The following is a 16,071-nucleotide window of genomic DNA, read 5'->3' as shown; positions in this document are numbered from 1 at the left end:
CCGAAAGATAATTTCAGCTCAGGAGAGTTCCAGGAGGGGGCACGGTCATGGCCGAGGACAACGGGGCTGCGTCCGACAGAGCGGGCGGCGGGCTGACCAGACGCCAACTGGGTGCCGGGCTCGCCACCTTGGGCGGGGCGCTCGCGCTGGTCCCGTTTCCCGCGGGCCCTGCCGCGGCGGCGTCCGCGACCGGCGCCAAGCGTCCCACGCTGCGGCCCGGCAGCCCCGAGCGCGCCGGACTGCTCGCCGGACACCTGCGGCAACTGGTCACCGACGCCGAGCAGTTCCTCGGCCCCTCCCCCAAGCACCCGTGGTACGCGGGCGCCGTCCTGCTCGCGGGCCGCGGCGGAACAGTCGCCCTGCACCAGCCCATCGGCAAGGCGGTGCGCTACGCGGCGTACGACGAGAAGACCGACACCGGCGTCGAGCTGCCGGCCGACCGGCAGATCCCGATGGCCAAGGACACGGTCTTCGACCTCGCCTCCGTGTCGAAGCTGTTCACCTCGCTGCTCGCGGTGCAGCAGATCGAGCGGGGCAAGCTGGAGCTGGAGGCGAAGGTCGCGTCGTACCTCCCCGACTTCGGGGGCGCCGGAAAGCAGGACATCACCGTCCGCCAGCTCCTGACCCACACCTCGGGGTTCCGTGCCTGGATCCCGCTCTACAAGGAGCCCACGCGCGAGGGCCAGTTGCGCCTCATCTGGCAGGAGGCGCCGGTCAACGCTCCGGGCACCAAGTACCTCTACTCGGACCTGAATCTCATCTCGCTCCAGCTGGTCCTGGAGGAGATCACAGGCCGCCGTCTGGACGCACTGCTCCGCGACGAGATCACCGCTCCGCTCGGCATGCACCGCACGCGCTACAACCCGCCCGCCTCCTGGCAGCGGAAGATCGCCGCCACCGAGGACGCCCGCCTGCCCTGGTCGGGCCTGGACCGCGGCATGGTGTGGGGCGAGGTGCACGACGAGAACGCCTTCCGTTTCGGCGGGGTCGCGGGACACGCGGGGGTCTTCTCCTGCGCCTGGGACCTCGCGGTCCTCGGCCGCACGCTGCTCAACGGCGGGGTGTACGGCCGCTCCCGCATCCTCTCGGCCGAGTCCGTGAAGCTGATGTTCACCGATTTCAACACCGCTTTCCCCGGCGACGAGCACGGCCTGGGCTTCGAGCTCTACCAGCACTGGTACATGGGTGCGATGGCGACGCCGCGCACCGCGGGCCACACCGGATTCACCGGCACCTCCCTCGTCCTGGACCCGACGACCGACTCCTTCCTCGTCGTCCTGGGCAACTCGGTCCACCCGGTGCGCAGTTGGCGCTCCGGTTCGGCCCCCAGGGTGGCGGCGGCGAACCGCATGGCACGCGCCGTCCCGGTGCGCCCCGCCCGCGGACGCACCGCGTGGTTCTCCGGCATGGCGAACGCGGCAACGGCCACGCTGACCCTGCCGCCCCTCACTCTCACCACGGACCGGGCGAAGCTGCGGTGCGACCTGTGGTGGGACACGGAGCCGGGCTCGGACGTGCTGCGCCTGGAGGCCTCGCGCGACGACGGCACGACATGGCAGCCGGTGGCGTTCACCACCGAGCACCGGGGGACGGCGCCTCGACAGCACCCCGACGGCACGGCGTCCGGCTGGTCGGGACGCGTCTGGCACCGCCTCGCGGCGGACCTCTCACCATGGCGGGGCGAAGGGGTCACGCTGCGCTGGCGGTACGCGACGGACAAGCTCTACGTGGGGCGCGGCGCGTACGCCGACGGACTGCGGGTCGAGGACGGCGCCCGCACGGTCTTCGACGAGGCACGACCCGCCGACGCGGCCCGGATCGAAGCCGTCGGGTGGGCGCCTTCGAGTGACTGAGTGCCTCGCTGTCCCGGCCCGCCACCGAGGGGCTACTCGCCCATCGCCGCCATCGCGGCATTGTGCCCGGGGATGCCACTGACCCCGCCGCCGCGCACCGCACCCGCCCCGCACAGCAGCACGTTCGCATGCCGTGTCTCCACGCCCCAGCGGCCGGTGCCTTCCTGGGCGTAGGGGAAGGCCAAGTCGCGGTGGAAGATGTTGCCGCCGGGCAGACGCAGGTCGCGTTCCAGGTCCAGCGGGGTCTTCGCCTCGATGCAGGGGCGGCCTTCGGCGTCCGTGGCCAGGCAGTCGGCGAGCGGCTCGGCCAGGTGCGCGTCCACCTGCGCCAGGGTCGACTTCAGCAGCTCGGCGCGGACGGCGTCGTTGTCCTGGGCGAAGAGGCGGGCGGGCGTGTGCAGCCCGAAGAGGGTGAGCGTCTGGCAGCCCCGCTCCACGAGTTCGGGGGCGAGGATGGTCGGGTCGGTCAGGGAGTGGCAGTAGATCTCGGAGGGCGGCGCGGCGGGCAGCTCGCCGGACGCGGCCTGGGCGTACGCTGTCGCCAGCTCGCCGTACCCCTCCCCGATGTGGAAGGTCCCGGCGAAGGCCTCGTGCGGGTCGACCGACGTGTCGCGCAGCCTCGGCAGCCGTTCGAGCAGCATGTTGACCTTGAGCTGGGCCCCTTCGGCCGGGGCGGGCGGGGCGTCGCCCACGAGGGCGGCGAGCTCCTGCGGCGAGGCGTTGACCAGGACGTACCGGGCGCCGACGGTGGCCTCGCGCTCGGCTGTGCGGTACGTGACCTCGGCGCTCCGTCCGTCCGACTCGATGCGAGTGGCCTCGTGGCCGGTGGCGAGCTGGGCGCCCGCCGCGCGCGCCGAGGCCGCGAGGGCTCCGGTGAGCGCGCCCATGCCCCCGACAGGCACGTTCCAGTCGCCGGTGCCGCCGCCGATGACGTGGTAGAGGAAGCAGCGGTTCTGCCGCAGGGACGGGTCGTGCGCGTCGGCGAACGTCCCGATGAGGGCGTCGGTCAGCACCACCCCGCGCACCAGGTCGTCGGCGAACCGCTCCTCGATGGCGGCGCCGATCGGCTCCTCGAACAGCGCGCGCCAGGCGGCCTCGTCACCGATCCGCTCGCGCAGGGCGTCGCGCGTGGGCAGCGGCTCGGTGAGCGTCGGGAACACCTGCCCGGCGACGCGCCCCGTCATCGCGTAGAACTCCCGCCAGGCCTCGTACTCGCGCGGACCGCCGGTGAGCCGCTCGAACGCGTCCCTGGTGCGCGCGTCACCCCCGCCCACGAGCAGCCCCGTCGCCGCGCCGTCGCGCTCGGTCGGGGTGTACGAGGAGACGGTGCGTGTGCGCACCCTGAAGTCCAGGTCGAGCTCCCTGACGATCTTCCGCGGCAGGAGGCTGACCAGGTACGAGTAGCACGAGAGCCGGGCGTCGACGCCGGCGAAGGGGCGGCTGGAGACGGCGGCGCCACCGGTGGTGGAGAGCCGCTCCAGGAGCAGGACGGAGCGTCCGGCGCGGGCGAGATAGGCGGCGGCCACGAGTCCGTTGTGGCCGCCGCCGACGATGACGGCGTCGTATCGATCGCGAGGAGGCATAGCCCTTGGTAGCACGAGGGCGCCCCGAAGGGGCGCGGGGAACTGCGCGACCAGCCACGACAAGCCCGCGGACGACCCGCCCGCCCCAGCGCAACGGCACCGCTCGACGCGCCCCGGGTTCAATACCCGCCGGAGGCCCGCTGCTGCCGCAACGCGGCAACCCGGCGGTACAGCTCCACCGCTTCCGTCCCACGGCCCAGCTGCTCCAGGCAGTGCGCCTCGTCGTTGCGGCTGGCCAGGGCGTCGGGGTGATCGGCACCGAGGACCTGCTCGCGGGCCGCGGCGACCCGGCGGTACTCGGTCAGGGCGTCGGCCCAGCGGCCGAGCCAGCCGAGGCCCACGGCGACCTCGCGGCGGCTGACCAGGGTGTCCGGGTGGTCGCCGCCGAGGACGCGTTCGCGGATCGCGCAGACGTCGCGGGCCTCGGCCAGGGCTTCCTCCCAGCGGCCCTGGCGCCCGAGGTTGACGCCGAGGCCGTGCCGGGCGCGCAGGGTCTCGGGGTGGGAAGGACCGTTCACACGGGTGCGGTCGTCGATCAGGGCGCGGTACAGCTCAAGGGCCTCGCCGCTGCGGCCGAGCCTGCCGAGGCTGATGCCCACCTCGTAGCGGGCGGCGAGGGTGTCCGGGTGGTCGGCGCCGAGCGCCCGCACCCGGGCGTCGGCCACCTCGCGATACGTCTGGAGCGCCTCGGGCCAGCGCCCCAACTGGCCTAGCGCGTAAGCCACTTCGTAGCGCGTGACGAGGGTGTCGGGGTGCGTGGCCCCGAGAACGCGCGCCCGGGCCGTCGCCACCTCGCGGGCCAGTTGGTAGGAGTCTTCCAGGCGGCCGAGCCTGCTGAGGTTGTACGCCAGGTTGTGCCGGCAGCGCAGGGTGTCGGGATGGTCGGCGCCCGCGGTCCGTTCCCGGAGGGCGAGAACCGACGTATACAGCTGGTGGGCCTCGAAGTGCCGCCCCAACTGCCCCATGACGTAAGCCATTTCCTGCCGCGCGGCCAGCGTGTCCGGGTGCTCTGGGCCGAGCGTTCGCTCCCTGCCCTGGGCGACGCGGCCGTACTCCCGCAGGGCGTCGGCCGCCCGGCCGGTGCGACTGAGCGTGAAGCCCACTTCATAGCGGCTCGCGAGCGTGTCCGGGTGGTCGGGGCCGAGCGCGTGCTCCCGCTCGGCGGCCACCGCGCGGTGCACCTCGCCCGCCTCCGCCCAGCGGCCGAGGCGCCCCAGGCTCAGGCCCGCGTTGTGCCGGCTGACGAGGGTGGCGACCACCTCGGGCGACGGGGTGGGCCGTTCGGGCTGTCGCGGGGCGGCGGCCCGTCGCGCGTCGGCGCGCGGTATCCACTCGCCGGTCAGGCCCGCCGCCGCGTCGGGCGGCGTCGTCCGCAGCTCGGAGGCGCCGTTCGCCTTGTGCCCGGTCGTCATGCCGCGGGTCCACGAGGGCAGCCGCGGCTCGCGCGAGGGCGGCTGCTCCGCGCGGCGCACCGGCGGGGTGACGACGGTCGGGACGTACGAGGGGACCGTGCGGCCGGTGACGATACGGCGTCCCAGCTCGCGTGCGTCGCTGGGGCGCTCGTCCGGTTCCTTGGCGAGCAGGTCGAGGACGATCTTCTCGAAGTACTCGGGCAGCTCGTCGCGGTGCCGGCGCGGCGGCTCGGGTGGCGTGTCACGGTGGCCGACGAGCACCGCCCAGGCGTCCTCCAGGTCGAACGGCGGCGCCCCGGTGGCGATCTCGTACAGCACGCAGCCGAGGGAGTAGAGGTCACTGCGCTGGTCGACCTGGGCGCCGCTGATCTGCTCGGGCGACATGTAGTGGGGCGTGCCCATCGCGATGCCCGTGCCGGTCAGGCGCGAGGTGAAGCCGATGTCGTGGCCGAGCCTGGCGATCCCGAAGTCGCAGATCTTCACCGTGCCGTCCGTGAGTCGCATGATGTTCGCGGGCTTCAGGTCGCGGTGCACGATGCCCTGTTCATGGGTGTACGCGAGCGCCGCGGAGACCTGGTCGGCTATCTCCACGACGTCCGCGACGGGCAGCGGATGCTGTTTGTTGTCCTCAAGGAGCTGGCTGAGGTTGCGCCCTTCGAGCAGCTCCATGACCAGGTACAGGACGCCGTCGTGCTCTCCGAAGTCGTGGACGACGGTCACGCCGCGGTGCTGCAGAGCCGCCGCGACGCGCGCCTCGCGGCGGAACCGCTCGCGCAGCACGCGCGTGAAGGACTGGTCGTGTTGGGGCCCCATCGGCTTGAGGCACTTCACGGCGACCCTGCGCCCGAGCGACTCGTCGCGGGCACGCCACACCTCGCCCATGCCGCCGCGCCCGATCAGCTCCAGCAGCCGGTACCGGCCCTGGATCAGCCTGGTGTCCGCCATCTCCGTCCGTCGCCCCCGTTGCCTAGCCTCGCCCTCCCCGGCTCGTCCAGTATGGCTGTCCGACTGTCGAGTTTGTACGGGGCAGGCCGGGCGCCGGGGCCGAGCCTCGCCATGGCCCGCAGAATATGTTTCGGGGGAAGTTGCCAGCGTAGACGTGCGGGAACAGTGCGCAGGATGGTGCCGGTGGTGACGAGCCGCCGGGTCACGGTGGCGGGCGGCGGGGCCTTCCTGCCGTACAGCTCGTGGGCGTACGGCGGCAACGAGGCGTACGCCAGATTCGCCACGCGCCGCCACAGGAGGGCGCGCGCCGGGATCAACAGGGGGTGGGTGGGCGGCCGTTGGAGGAAGTCGTCGACGTCGCGCGCCTCGGCCCCGGCGGCGAGCTCGGGCCGCACCCGCTCGAAGTACGCGGCGAGCTCGGCGGTCGACGCCGGAACGGCCGCGGGGTCGAGACCGACGAGCCGGGCGCTCACCCGGTGCTCGGCGACATACCGGTCCGCGAGTTCATCGGTGAGACGGAACCCCGACCGGCGTGCGACGTGCAGATAGGAGTCGATCTCGGCGCAGTGCACCCACAGCAGCAGCTCGGGCTCGTCGACGCCGTACCGCTCCCCCGTGCCGGGATCGGTGGCCTTTATCATCGTATGGATCTTCCGTACGCGCGCCCCCGCGTGCTCGGCGACCTCGGTGGTGCCGTACGAGGTGGTGCCCACGAAGTTCGCCGTACGCATGAGACGGCCCCAGGCGTCCTTGCGGAAATCCGAGTTCTGCATGACGCCGCGGACCGCGCGGGGGTGCAGCGCCTGCAGATACAGGGCGCGGATCCCGGCGACCCACATCATCGGGTCGCCGTGCATCTGCCAGGTCACCGACGAGGGACCGAAGAGCCCCGGGTCCGGTGCGGTCGGGCGTCCCGACGAGGATGCCTCGCGCATACAACCACCTCCTTATATGTGCGGGCGGTCCGAGGTCAGGTAGGAGATGACCATGTCCCCCAGCATCGTCCGGTAGTGCTCGCGGCGGGACGCCTCGGTGAGGTCGCGGCCGAAGAGTGTGCGGAAGGTGTGCCGGTTGGAGACCCGGAAGAAGCAGAACGAGCTGATCATCGCGTGCAGGTCGACGGCGTCCACCTCGGAGGTGAACACGCCCTCCTTGCGCCCGGCTTCGAGGATCGAGGCGATGACGTCGATCGCCGGGGAGCTGAGGGAGGCGAGACTGGGCGAGGCACCGATGTGCTTGGCCTCGTGGATGTTCTCGATGCTGACGAGGCGGATGAAGTCCGGATGTGCCTCGTGGTGGTCGAAGGTGAGCTCGGCCAGGCGGCGGATGGCGGACACCGGGTTCAGATGCCCGACGTCGAGCTGCTGCTCCTCGTGCCGGATGACCTTGTACGCCCGCTCCAGGACCGCGGTGAACAGCCGGTCCTTGCTGCCGAAGTAGTAGTAGATCATCCGCTTGGTGGTCCGCATGCGGGCGGCGATCTCGTCCACCCTGGCCCCCGCGTACCCCATGCGGGCGAACTCCTCGGTGGCCACGTCCAGGATCTCCCCCCGCGTACGTGCCGCGTCCCGGGTGCGCTTGACGGGCGGTGACGGCGGGGGGACGGCGGCGGCCATGCGGCTCCTCAGGGCGGACTCATCGGCGCCGGTCAGTCTAATGCTGGTGAAGATGCTGGGCCGCGAGCCGTACGGCCGCGTTCCCTGCCCCGTAACCCCGGTAGCCGCCCGTGCGCTGCACCAGCTCGAAGAAGACACGCCCGACCGTGGCGGTGTAGCAGTGGAGGAACTCCCCGTTCTCGTCCCGGTCGTAGAGGATGCCCAGCTCCGCGAGGGTGGCCAGGTGCTCTGGCTCGAGTTCGTGGCGGGCGTCGAGGTCGTCGTAGTAGTTGGCGGGGATCGGGAGCAGGCTCGTGCCCGTCTCGCGCACGCGCCGGGCGGCGGCGACGATGTCGTCGGTGGCCAGCGCGATGTGCTGGAGGCGAGCGCCCTCGGCGTCCGGCGCCGGTGCGATGTTGAGGACGATGCGGACACCGCCGTCGGGGGAGGCGACGGCCCGGCTGCGCACGAGGCCGTAGGGGTCGGCCAGATAGAGGCTGTCGTCCGCCTCCAGGCCCAGCACGCCACGGTGGAACAGCGATGCCTCGTCGAACTGGTGCCAGGGCTGGGTGAGGGCGATGTGGTCGATGTTGTTGATGAGGTTGGTGTGGTTGGTGTGGTTGGTGTGGCGGATGGTCGCGCTCTGTTCTCCGGGCTCCTGCCCCGGCAGAGCACGCGGCGGGACGTCGGTGAAGTCGCCGGTCCAGCTGGGGTGGTCGGGCTGCTTCGTGCGGCAGAAGAAGAACTCCGTGCCGTCGGGTGCGGCGACCGCGTCGAGCGGGGCGTCGTGCGGGGCCCTGCGCCTGGGCACGACGGGGGCGAGCACCTCCTCGGCACGCCGTGCGGCTCGGGCCGGGTCGGGGGTCTCCACGCCGATGGCGGTCAGCGCGGGGCCTTGACGGCGTCCGCTGACACCGGTGTTGAGCAGGACGCGGGCCTCCCCCTGTTCCCACAGCTCGACCGGCTTCCAGGTGTGCCGTGCGGTGTGGGCGAAGCCGAGGGCCTGCAGGATTCCGCGCAGCGGTTCGGTGTCGGCCGCGGTCAGCTCGGCGAAGGCGAAGCCGGAGGGGACGGCCGCGGCGGGGAGAGTGGACAGACCCGCCGACTCCTCGAGGAGGAGCAGCGAGCGCAGCGCGTCGACGGCCGTGGAGGCGGCCCCCGCCTGCCGGAAGACGTCGTTGAACACTTCGAGCGACAGGGGCCCTTGGTATCCGGCCCGCACGGTGGCGGCCACCAGCGGGGCGAGGTCGAAGCCACCCTGGCCGGGGAAGCAGCGGTAGTGCCTGCTCCACTGGAGGACGTCCATGGCCATCAGGGGTGCGTCCGCCAGTTGGAGGAAGAAGATCTTCTCGCCGGGGATGTCCGCGATGCCCTTGGGGTCCGAGCCGCGGGAGAGGATGTGGAAGCTGTCGAGGCAGGTCCCCAGAGCCGGGTGATCCGCCTGTTCGACGATCCGCCAGGCGTGGTCGTACGTGCTGACGTGCCGGCCCCAGGCCAGGGCCTCGTAGGCGATGCGGATGCCGTGGGCCGCCGCCCGGTCGGCGAGCAGCCGCAGTTGCTCGGCGGCGAGCGCGTCGTCGTCGACGGACTCGGGTGCGACGCTGGAGCAGACGAGGAGCAGGTCCGCGCCCAGTCGCTCCATCACGGTGAACTTGCGTTCCGCGCGCCGCAGGTTGCAGGCGAGCACGTCGGCGGGGACGGCCTCGAAGTCTCTGAACGGCTGGTAGAGGTCGATGCCGAGCCCCAGGTCCGCACAGCGCAGCCGCACCTCCTCAGGGCTGAGCGGGCCGCCGAGCAGATCGTTCTCGAAGATCTCCACACCGTCGAATCCGGCGGTGGCGACGGCGGTGAGCTTCTCGGACAGCGGGCCGCTGAGCGAGACGGTGGCGATCGATTTCCGCATGTTCTCTGTCCTCGGGTCGGATCGGGGGCTGTCAGGCCGGGAAGGCGGCCAGGTCGCCGAGGTCGGCGAGCATGGGTCCGGTGTGCGGTTCGAGGCCGGTGAAGAGCCGGAAGGCGTCGGCCGCCTGGAAGACGGCCATGCCGCCACCGTCGAGAGTGCGGCAACCGATCGCACGGGCCTCGCGCAACAGGCCGGTCTCCAGCGGCCGGTAGACGACTTCGGCCACCCAGAGGGCGGGCCTGAGCAGCGTGGCCGGCAGGGGCAGGCCCGGGTGCGCGACCATGCCGGTCGGTGTGGCGTGGACGAGCCCGTCCGCGGCGGCGAGGCGCTCGGGCATCGCCGCGGTGGGCGCCGACACCGCACGGCCGGACCCGAAGCGCGTGGTCAGCGCGGTGGCGAGGGCGGCGGCACGGGCCGGGTCGGTGTCGATGAGGGTGACCCGGTCGACGCCGAGGTTCAGCAGGGCGTGCGCCACCGCTGCGCCCGCGCCGCCCGCGCCGAGTTGTACGACGTCACCGGTGGGCGCGTCGGCCAGGCCGCGGGCGAAGGACTGGGCGAATCCGGTGGCGTCGGTGTTGTGCCCGATGGCGCGTCCGTCCCGGAACACGACGGTGTTCACGGCGCCGAGCTCGGCGGCTTCGGGGGCGAGTTCGTCCAGGTGCTCGATGACCAGTTGCTTGCAGGGGTGGGTGATGTTCAGGCCGTCGAAGCCGAGGCGGCGGGCGGCGTGCACCAGCTCTCCCACCGCTTCGGGCGCGACGGCGAGGACGTCGATGTCGAGGGTGCGGTAGACGAGGCGGACACCGTGCCGGTCCGCCTCGCGTTCGTGCAGGGCGGGGCTCAGGGAGGGGCCGATACCGGAGCCGATCAGGCCGGTGAGGTACGAGGTCATCGAGGATTCCTGTGGGTCGTCTTGGCACGGTCGTTCATGAGGGCGCGGTGGGAGCGCGGCCGGTTCAGTGGGCGGCGGCCTCGGGCGTCTTCGCCGGCGCCTTCGCGTCCCGTGCGCGCAGTCCGAGATCGGCGGTGGGCACTCGGTGTGTCTCGCGCCCGGTGGCCACGGCGATCGCGCAAATCACGCAGAACACGGCGGTGAAGATCGCGACGCCGAGCCAGTCGTCGCCGTCGGGACCGTCGATCTGCGCGGCGAAGGTCACCGCGAAGCCGGCGATGGCGAAGCCGATCTGGGTGCCGATGGCCATGCCGGAGAGGCGGACCCTCGCGGGGAACATCTCGCCGTAGAACGAGGGCCAGATGCCGTTGGCCGCGCTGTAGACGACACCGAAGAGGAGCACTCCGGTCACGAAGACCAGTGGGTAGCTGGCGGTCGAGATCGCCCACAGGTAGACGAAGATCATGACCCCGCTGCCCAGCGCCCCGGCGAGGAAGACGGGCCTGCGGCCGATCCGGTCCGAGAGCCTGGCCCAGAGCGGGATGGCGAGCAGCGCCACCGCGTTGGCGCTGCCCGCGACCCAGAGCATGCCCGTCTTGTCGAGGCCGACCGCGTCGCTCGTGGCGTACGAGAGGGCCCAGACGGAGAAGATCGTGCTGACCGTCGCGATCAACGCGGCGGCGACCACCCGCAGCACGTCGGCCCAGTGGTTCTTGAGGAGATCCGCCAGCGGCATCTTGGCCACCTCCCGGTCGGCGGATGCCTGTTGGAAGACGGGGGTCTCTTCGAGGGTGCGGCGGATGACGTATCCGGCGACGGCGACGAGGGCGCTCAGCAGGAACGGGATGCGCCAGCCCCAGCTGTACAGCTGCTCGTCCGGCAGTGCGGCGACCGGCAGGAACACGAGGGTCGCGAGGAGCTGACCGGCCTGGGTGCCGTTGAGGGTGAAGCTCGTGTAGTAGCCGCGCCGGTGTTCCGGCGCGTGCTCCAGCGTCATCGCGTTGGCGCTGGCCTGCTCACCCGCCGCGGACAGGCCCTGGAACACCCGCATCAGCACGAGCAGTACCGGGGCGACGGTACCGATCTGGGCGTACGTGGGCAGACAGCCGATGAGGAACGTGGAGAGGCCCATGAGGATCAGCGTCCAGACCATGATCTTCCGGCGGCCGAGCCGGTCGCCGAAGTGGCCGAGGACGAGAGCCCCGAGCGGCCGGGCCGCGTACGCGACGCCGAAGGTGGCCAGGGAGATCAGGGTGGCGGTGGCCGGGTCTTCCGGGTCGAAGAAGACCTTGGGGAAGACGAGGGCGGCGGCACTGCCGTAGATGAAGAAGTCGTAGTACTCCAGCGCGCTGCCGATCCAGGCGGCGAAGGCGGCCTTGCGTGGCTTGCCCTGGGGCGGCGCGGCCGGTGGCTGGTCGGCCTGCGGGTCAGCGGACACGTGAACTCCTCGGGGAGAGCAGCCGGCCACGAGCGGGGGCGGACTGCGAGGGGACGTAGTTAACGCACTAGATAGTTAATTAACTTGGCTGTGATGCTCGCCCGCCCTCCGGACCGTGTCAATACATCTGGCCGTAACGGACTGGCCGGATCTCACCGCCGCACGCTTCGGGGGTGACTCGAAGACCTCGCCCGCGGTCTCTGAGCCACCCCCGGAAATGGCGGCGTCAGCGGCGCACCCGCGGCATCCCGAGACCGATCCAGGAGATGATCTCGCGCTGGATCTCGTTGTTGCCGCCGCCGAAGGTGAAGATGACGGCGCTGCGGTAGCCGCGCTCCAGCTCTCCGTGGAGGACCGCGCCCGCGGAACCCTCCTTGAGCGAGCCGGCCGAGCCGACCACTTCCATGAGCCAGGCGTACGCGTCCCTGCGCGCCTCGGAGCCGTACACCTTCACGGCGGAGGCGTCCTGGGGGGTGAGGGTGCCCTCCTGGACGGCGTTCACCATCTGCCAGTTGAGGAGCTTCATCGCGTCCAGCTTGGTGTGTGTCTGGGCCAGCCGCCGACGGACCCAGCCCAGGTCGATGACGCGGCGGCCGTCGGCGAGCTTGGTGTCGGCGGCCCAGCGCTGCACGTCGTGGAAGGCGCGGATGGCCATGGTGCCGTGGGCGGCGAGCGTGACGCGTTCGTGGTTGAGCTGGTTGGTGATGAGCCGCCAGCCCTTGTTCTCCTCGCCCACCCGGCGAGAGAGGGGGACGCGGATGTTCTCGTAGTAGCTCGCCGTGGTGTCGTGCGAGGCGAGGGTGTTGATGATGGTGCAGGAGTAGCCGGGGTCGCTCGTCGGCACGAGGAGCATGGTGATGCCCTTGTGGGGAGGGGCGTCCGGGTCGGTGCGGACGGCGAGCCAGACCCAGTCGGCGGTGTCGCCGTTGGTGGTCCAGATCTTCTGCCCGTTGACGACGTACTCCTCCCCCTCGCGGACCGCCTTGGTCTTGAGCGCCGCGAGGTCGGTGCCGGCGTCCGGCTCGCTGTAGCCGATCGCGAAGTCGAGTTCGCCGGAGAGGATCTTCGGCAGGAAGTACGCCTTCTGCTCCTCCGTGCCGAACTGCATCAGGGTCGGCCCGACAGTGTTCAGGGCCATCACGGGCAGCGGGACGCCGGCCTGCGCGGCCTCGTCGAAGAAGATGAACTGTTCCATCGGCGAGAGCCCGCGGCCCCCGTACTCCTTGGGCCACCCGACACCGAGCCAGCCGTCGCCGCCGAGGCGACGGATGGTCTCCCGGTAGAACTGCTTCTGCGCGGCCGGGTCGGCGTACCGCGCGTGTGCGTTGCCGGGCACCAGCTCGGCGAAGTACGAGCGCAGCTCGGTGCGCAACTGCCGCTGCTCAGGCGTGTATTCGAGGTGCACGACCCCTCCTGCTTCCGCTGGCTCCCGGGCTCGGGCTTGACGGCGCACACAGTAGAACGCGTTTCAGAAATAGGGAATGGCGAGGCCCGTCAAGAGGAGAGGCCCGTCAAGAGCACCGCTCACCACCGGCGGCTTTCGCCCAGGGGGCCCGCGGCGGCGACCGCCTCCCGGCCGTATCCGGACCCCCAGGGCTCGGGCAGCAGTTGGTACGACACCTCGGTCCGCCCGGCCCGGCGCGCATCGGGTTCCAGCTGCACGCCGCCGATCACTGCCCCGTCCGTACGCAGCGTCACGCTGAAGGCGCCGCGCACACCGACGCAGTGCTGCTCGCGCACCCGGAGTGTCTCTTTGTCGACCGGCCCGCCGAGGTGGCGGCGGACGGCCGCGTCCGTCCAGAGCCGCGCCATGGCGGGCACGTCGTCGGCCTCGATCGGGCGCAGCAGGAGGCGGTCCGTGGACAGTCGGGCGGGCCAGGGGAACGTGCTCGACGGGCGTGACATGCGCTGATCCTGCCGGACTCGCCCGCCGCACGCGGACACAGCCCCGCCCCGGCAGTCGACTTCGCTGCCGGGGCGGGGCTGTGTCAGCCGAAGGTTCCTCAGCCGAGGAGGGCCAGGGCCTTGTTCAGCGTTGCCGACGGGCGCATGACGGCCGCGGCCTTGGCCTCGTCGGGCCGGTAGTAGCCGCCGATCTCGGCGGGCGAGCCCTGGACGCCGTTCAGCTCGTCGACGATCGTCTGCTCCTGCTCGGCCAGCATCTTGGCCAGCGGGGCGAACGACTCCGCGAGCTGCGCGTCCGCGGTCTGCTTGGCCAGCTCCTGGGCCCAGTACATGGCCAGGTAGAAGTGGCTGCCGCGGTTGTCGATGCCGCCGACGCGGCGGGTCGGCGACTTGTCCTTCTCCAGGAAGGTCGCCGTCGCGCGGTCGAGGGTGTCGGCGAGCACCTGGGCGCTCGCGTTGTCCGTGGTCTGCGCGAGGTGCTCGAAGCTGGAGGCGAGGGCGAGGAACTCGCCCAGGCTGTCCCAGCGCAGGTAGTTCTCGCGGACCAGCTGCTGGACGTGCTTGGGGGCGGAGCCGCCCGCGCCCGTCTCGAAGAGGCCGCCGCCGTTCATGAGCGGCACGATCGAGAGCATCTTGGCGCTGGTGCCGAGCTCGAGGATCGGGAACAGGTCCGTCAGGTAGTCACGCAGGACGTTGCCGGTGACCGAGATGGTGTCCTCGCCGCGGCGGATGCGCTCCAGGGAGAACTTGGTCGCCTCCACCGGCGACATGATCTCGATCTGCAGGCCGTCGGTGTCGTGCTCGGGCAGGTACGCCTTGACCTTCTCGATGAGCTGCGCGTCGTGCGCGCGGGTCTCGTCGAGCCAGAACACGGCCGGCGAGCCGGTCGCGCGGGCGCGGTTGACGGCCAGCTTGACCCAGTCGCGGATCGGGGCGTCCTTGGCCTGGCACATCCGGAAGATGTCGCCGGTGGCGACGGTCTGCTCCAGGACGACGTTGCCGGCCTCGTCGAGCACGCGCACCGTACCGGGCGCCGCGATCTCGAAGGTCTTGTCGTGGCTGCCGTACTCCTCGGCCTTCTGCGCCATGAGGCCGACGTTGGGCACCGAGCCCATCGTGGCCGGGTCGAAGGCGCCGTTGGCGCGGCAGTCGTCGAGGACGACCTGGTAGACGCCGGAGTAGCTGGAGTCGGGCAGGACGGCGAGGGTGTCGTGCTCGCCGCCGTCCGGGCCCCACATATGGCCGGACGTGCGGATCATCGCGGGCATGGAGGCGTCGACGATGACGTCGGAGGGCACGTGCAGGTTGGTGATGCCCTTGTCGGAGTCGACCATCGCGAGCTCCGGGCCCTCGGCGAGCTCGGCCTCGAAGGACGCCTTGATCTGCTCGCCCTCGGGAAGCGCGTCGAGGCCGTTGAGGATCCCGCCGAGACCGTCGTTCGGGCTCAGGCCCGCGCCGGCAAGCGCCGCGCCGTACGCGGCGAACGTCTTCGGGAAGAAGGCGCGCACGACGTGGCCGAAGATGATCGGGTCGGAGACCTTCATCATCGTGGCCTTCAGGTGCACGGAGAACAGCACGCCGTCGGCCTTGGCCTTGGCGATCTGCGCGGTCAGGAACTCACGCAGCTTGGCCACGCGCATCACGGACGCGTCGACGACCTCGCCCGCGAGGACCGGTACGGACTCGCGCAGGACCGTGGTGCTGCCGTCCTCGCCCGTGAACTCGATGCGCAGCGAGCCCGCATCGGCGATGGTCGCGGACTTCTCGGTGGAGCGGAAGTCGTCGACGCCCATGGTGGCGACGTTCGTCTTCGAGTCGGCCGTCCAGGCGCCCATGCGGTGCGGGTGCGCCTTGGCGTAGTTCTTCACCGACGCGGGGGCGCGGCGGTCCGAGTTGCCCTCGCGCAGGACCGGGTTGACGGCGCTGCCCATGACCTTGTCGTAACGGGCGCGGATGTCCTTCTCCGCGTCGGTCTTCGGGTCGTCCGGGTAGTTCGGCAGCGCGTAACCCTGCGACTGCAGCTCGGCGACGGCCGCCTTCAGCTGCGGGATCGAGGCCGAGATGTTCGGCAGCTTGATGATGTTCGCGCCGGGCGTCTTGGCCAGCTCGCCCAGTTCGGCGAGTGCGTCATCGATGCGCTGGCTCTCCTCGAGGAACTCGGGGAAGAGAGCGATGATGCGCCCCGCCAGGGAGATGTCACGGCTCTCCACGGCGACGCCCGCCGTCGAGGCATAGGCCCTGACCACCGGCAAGAACGAATACGTCGCGAGGGCCGGGGCCTCGTCGGTCTGGGTGTAGATGATGGTCGAGTCAGTCACCGGGTGCTCCGCTCCACGTCTGCAACATTGCTCGACATCAAGATATCTCGTGATCGCCTCCTTCCACGAAGCGGCCCCGCATTGGATACGTCACGGCCCGTAGCCCCCGTCACGTTCCGTGGCAGCCCTCGTCACAGGTGGTTGCTGTTCGGTTCCCACAGGTCCTGTCCGTTGTTCCTGGCGGTGCGGGGACCTCTGTCACCGGGCCCGCACGGCGAGGATGAGCG

General features: G+C 71.3%; 11 protein-coding genes. 1 reads left to right on the top strand and 10 read right to left on the bottom strand.

Annotated features, from left to right (window positions below):
* Window positions 1-47 precede the first annotated feature (47 nt).
* Entirely contained in the window at window positions 48-1,853 is a 1,806-nt protein-coding gene (locus AB0I94_RS07145) for a serine hydrolase (protein WP_363308430.1), read from the top strand.
* Between the two features lie 32 nt (window positions 1,854-1,885).
* Here the strand turns inward: AB0I94_RS07145 and AB0I94_RS07140 are convergent, their stop codons facing one another.
* From AB0I94_RS07140 to AB0I94_RS07095, 10 genes are all read right to left on the bottom strand, one after another.
* Window positions 1,886-3,436, bottom strand: coding sequence for an NAD(P)/FAD-dependent oxidoreductase (locus AB0I94_RS07140; protein ID WP_363308429.1), 1,551 nt, complete (start codon window positions 3,434-3,436; stop codon window positions 1,886-1,888).
* A 119-nt stretch (window positions 3,437-3,555) separates the two neighbouring features.
* A complete protein-coding gene (locus AB0I94_RS07135) occupies window positions 3,556-5,793 on the bottom strand; it encodes a serine/threonine-protein kinase (RefSeq protein ID WP_363308428.1) in 2,238 nt (745 codons plus the stop codon).
* Complete coding sequence (locus AB0I94_RS07130; RefSeq protein WP_363308427.1) at window positions 5,775-6,728, bottom strand: oxygenase MpaB family protein; 954 nt, start codon at window positions 6,726-6,728, stop codon at window positions 5,775-5,777. Before AB0I94_RS07130 ends, AB0I94_RS07135 begins: the two co-directional genes overlap by 19 nt.
* Window positions 6,729-6,740: 12 nt before the next feature.
* Window positions 6,741-7,409 (bottom strand): TetR/AcrR family transcriptional regulator, encoded by a 669-nt coding sequence (locus AB0I94_RS07125; protein WP_363308426.1) that lies wholly within the window; start codon window positions 7,407-7,409, stop codon window positions 6,741-6,743.
* Window positions 7,410-7,446: 37 nt separating this feature from the next.
* The gene (locus tag AB0I94_RS07120; protein ID WP_363308425.1) at window positions 7,447-9,291 is read right to left on the bottom strand and encodes a TIM barrel protein; all 1,845 of its coding nucleotides are present in this window, start codon (window positions 9,289-9,291) and stop codon (window positions 7,447-7,449) included.
* 31 nt (window positions 9,292-9,322) lie between these two features.
* A complete protein-coding gene (locus AB0I94_RS07115; RefSeq protein ID WP_363308424.1) occupies window positions 9,323-10,183 on the bottom strand; it encodes a shikimate dehydrogenase in 861 nt (286 codons plus the stop codon).
* 64 nt (window positions 10,184-10,247) lie between these two features.
* Entirely contained in the window at window positions 10,248-11,621 is a 1,374-nt protein-coding gene (locus AB0I94_RS07110; RefSeq protein ID WP_363308423.1) for an MFS transporter, read from the bottom strand.
* Between the two features lie 226 nt (window positions 11,622-11,847).
* Complete coding sequence (locus AB0I94_RS07105; protein ID WP_363308422.1) at window positions 11,848-13,026, bottom strand: acyl-CoA dehydrogenase family protein; 1,179 nt, start codon at window positions 13,024-13,026, stop codon at window positions 11,848-11,850.
* Window positions 13,027-13,145: 119 nt separating this feature from the next.
* Entirely contained in the window at window positions 13,146-13,526 is a 381-nt protein-coding gene (locus tag AB0I94_RS07100) for a GNAT family N-acetyltransferase (protein ID WP_363308421.1), read from the bottom strand.
* A gap of 98 nt (window positions 13,527-13,624) precedes the next feature.
* Window positions 13,625-15,844 carry an NADP-dependent isocitrate dehydrogenase gene (locus tag AB0I94_RS07095; protein ID WP_363308420.1) on the bottom strand — a complete coding sequence of 740 codons (2,220 nt, stop codon included), beginning with the start codon at window positions 15,842-15,844 and terminating at the stop codon, window positions 13,625-13,627.
* Window positions 15,845-16,071 lie beyond the last annotated feature (227 nt).

Source organism: Streptomyces sp. NPDC050147 (assembly GCF_040660195.1).
Classification (GTDB): Bacteria; Actinomycetota; Actinomycetes; order Streptomycetales; family Streptomycetaceae; genus Streptomyces.
Note: the sequence above shows the minus strand (reverse complement) of the source record. Positions and strands in the feature narration are given on the sequence as shown.

Excerpts from the sequence above, each read along its gene's own strand:
- AB0I94_RS07115 (WP_363308424.1), bottom strand. The coding sequence starts at position 10,183 with ATGACCTCGTACCTCACCGGCCTGATCGGCTCCGGTATCGGCCCCTCC.
- AB0I94_RS07130 (WP_363308427.1), bottom strand. The coding sequence starts at position 6,728 with ATGCGCGAGGCATCCTCGTCGGGACGCCCGACCGCACCGGACCCGGGG.
- AB0I94_RS07140 (WP_363308429.1), bottom strand. The coding sequence starts at position 3,436 with ATGCCTCCTCGCGATCGATACGACGCCGTCATCGTCGGCGGCGGCCAC.
- AB0I94_RS07125 (WP_363308426.1), bottom strand. The coding sequence starts at position 7,409 with ATGGCCGCCGCCGTCCCCCCGCCGTCACCGCCCGTCAAGCGCACCCGG.
- AB0I94_RS07100 (WP_363308421.1), bottom strand. The coding sequence starts at position 13,526 with ATGTCACGCCCGTCGAGCACGTTCCCCTGGCCCGCCCGACTGTCCACG.
- AB0I94_RS07135 (WP_363308428.1), bottom strand. The coding sequence starts at position 5,793 with ATGGCGGACACCAGGCTGATCCAGGGCCGGTACCGGCTGCTGGAGCTG.
- AB0I94_RS07120 (WP_363308425.1), bottom strand. The coding sequence starts at position 9,291 with ATGCGGAAATCGATCGCCACCGTCTCGCTCAGCGGCCCGCTGTCCGAG.
- AB0I94_RS07145 (WP_363308430.1), top strand. The coding sequence starts at position 48 with ATGGCCGAGGACAACGGGGCTGCGTCCGACAGAGCGGGCGGCGGGCTG.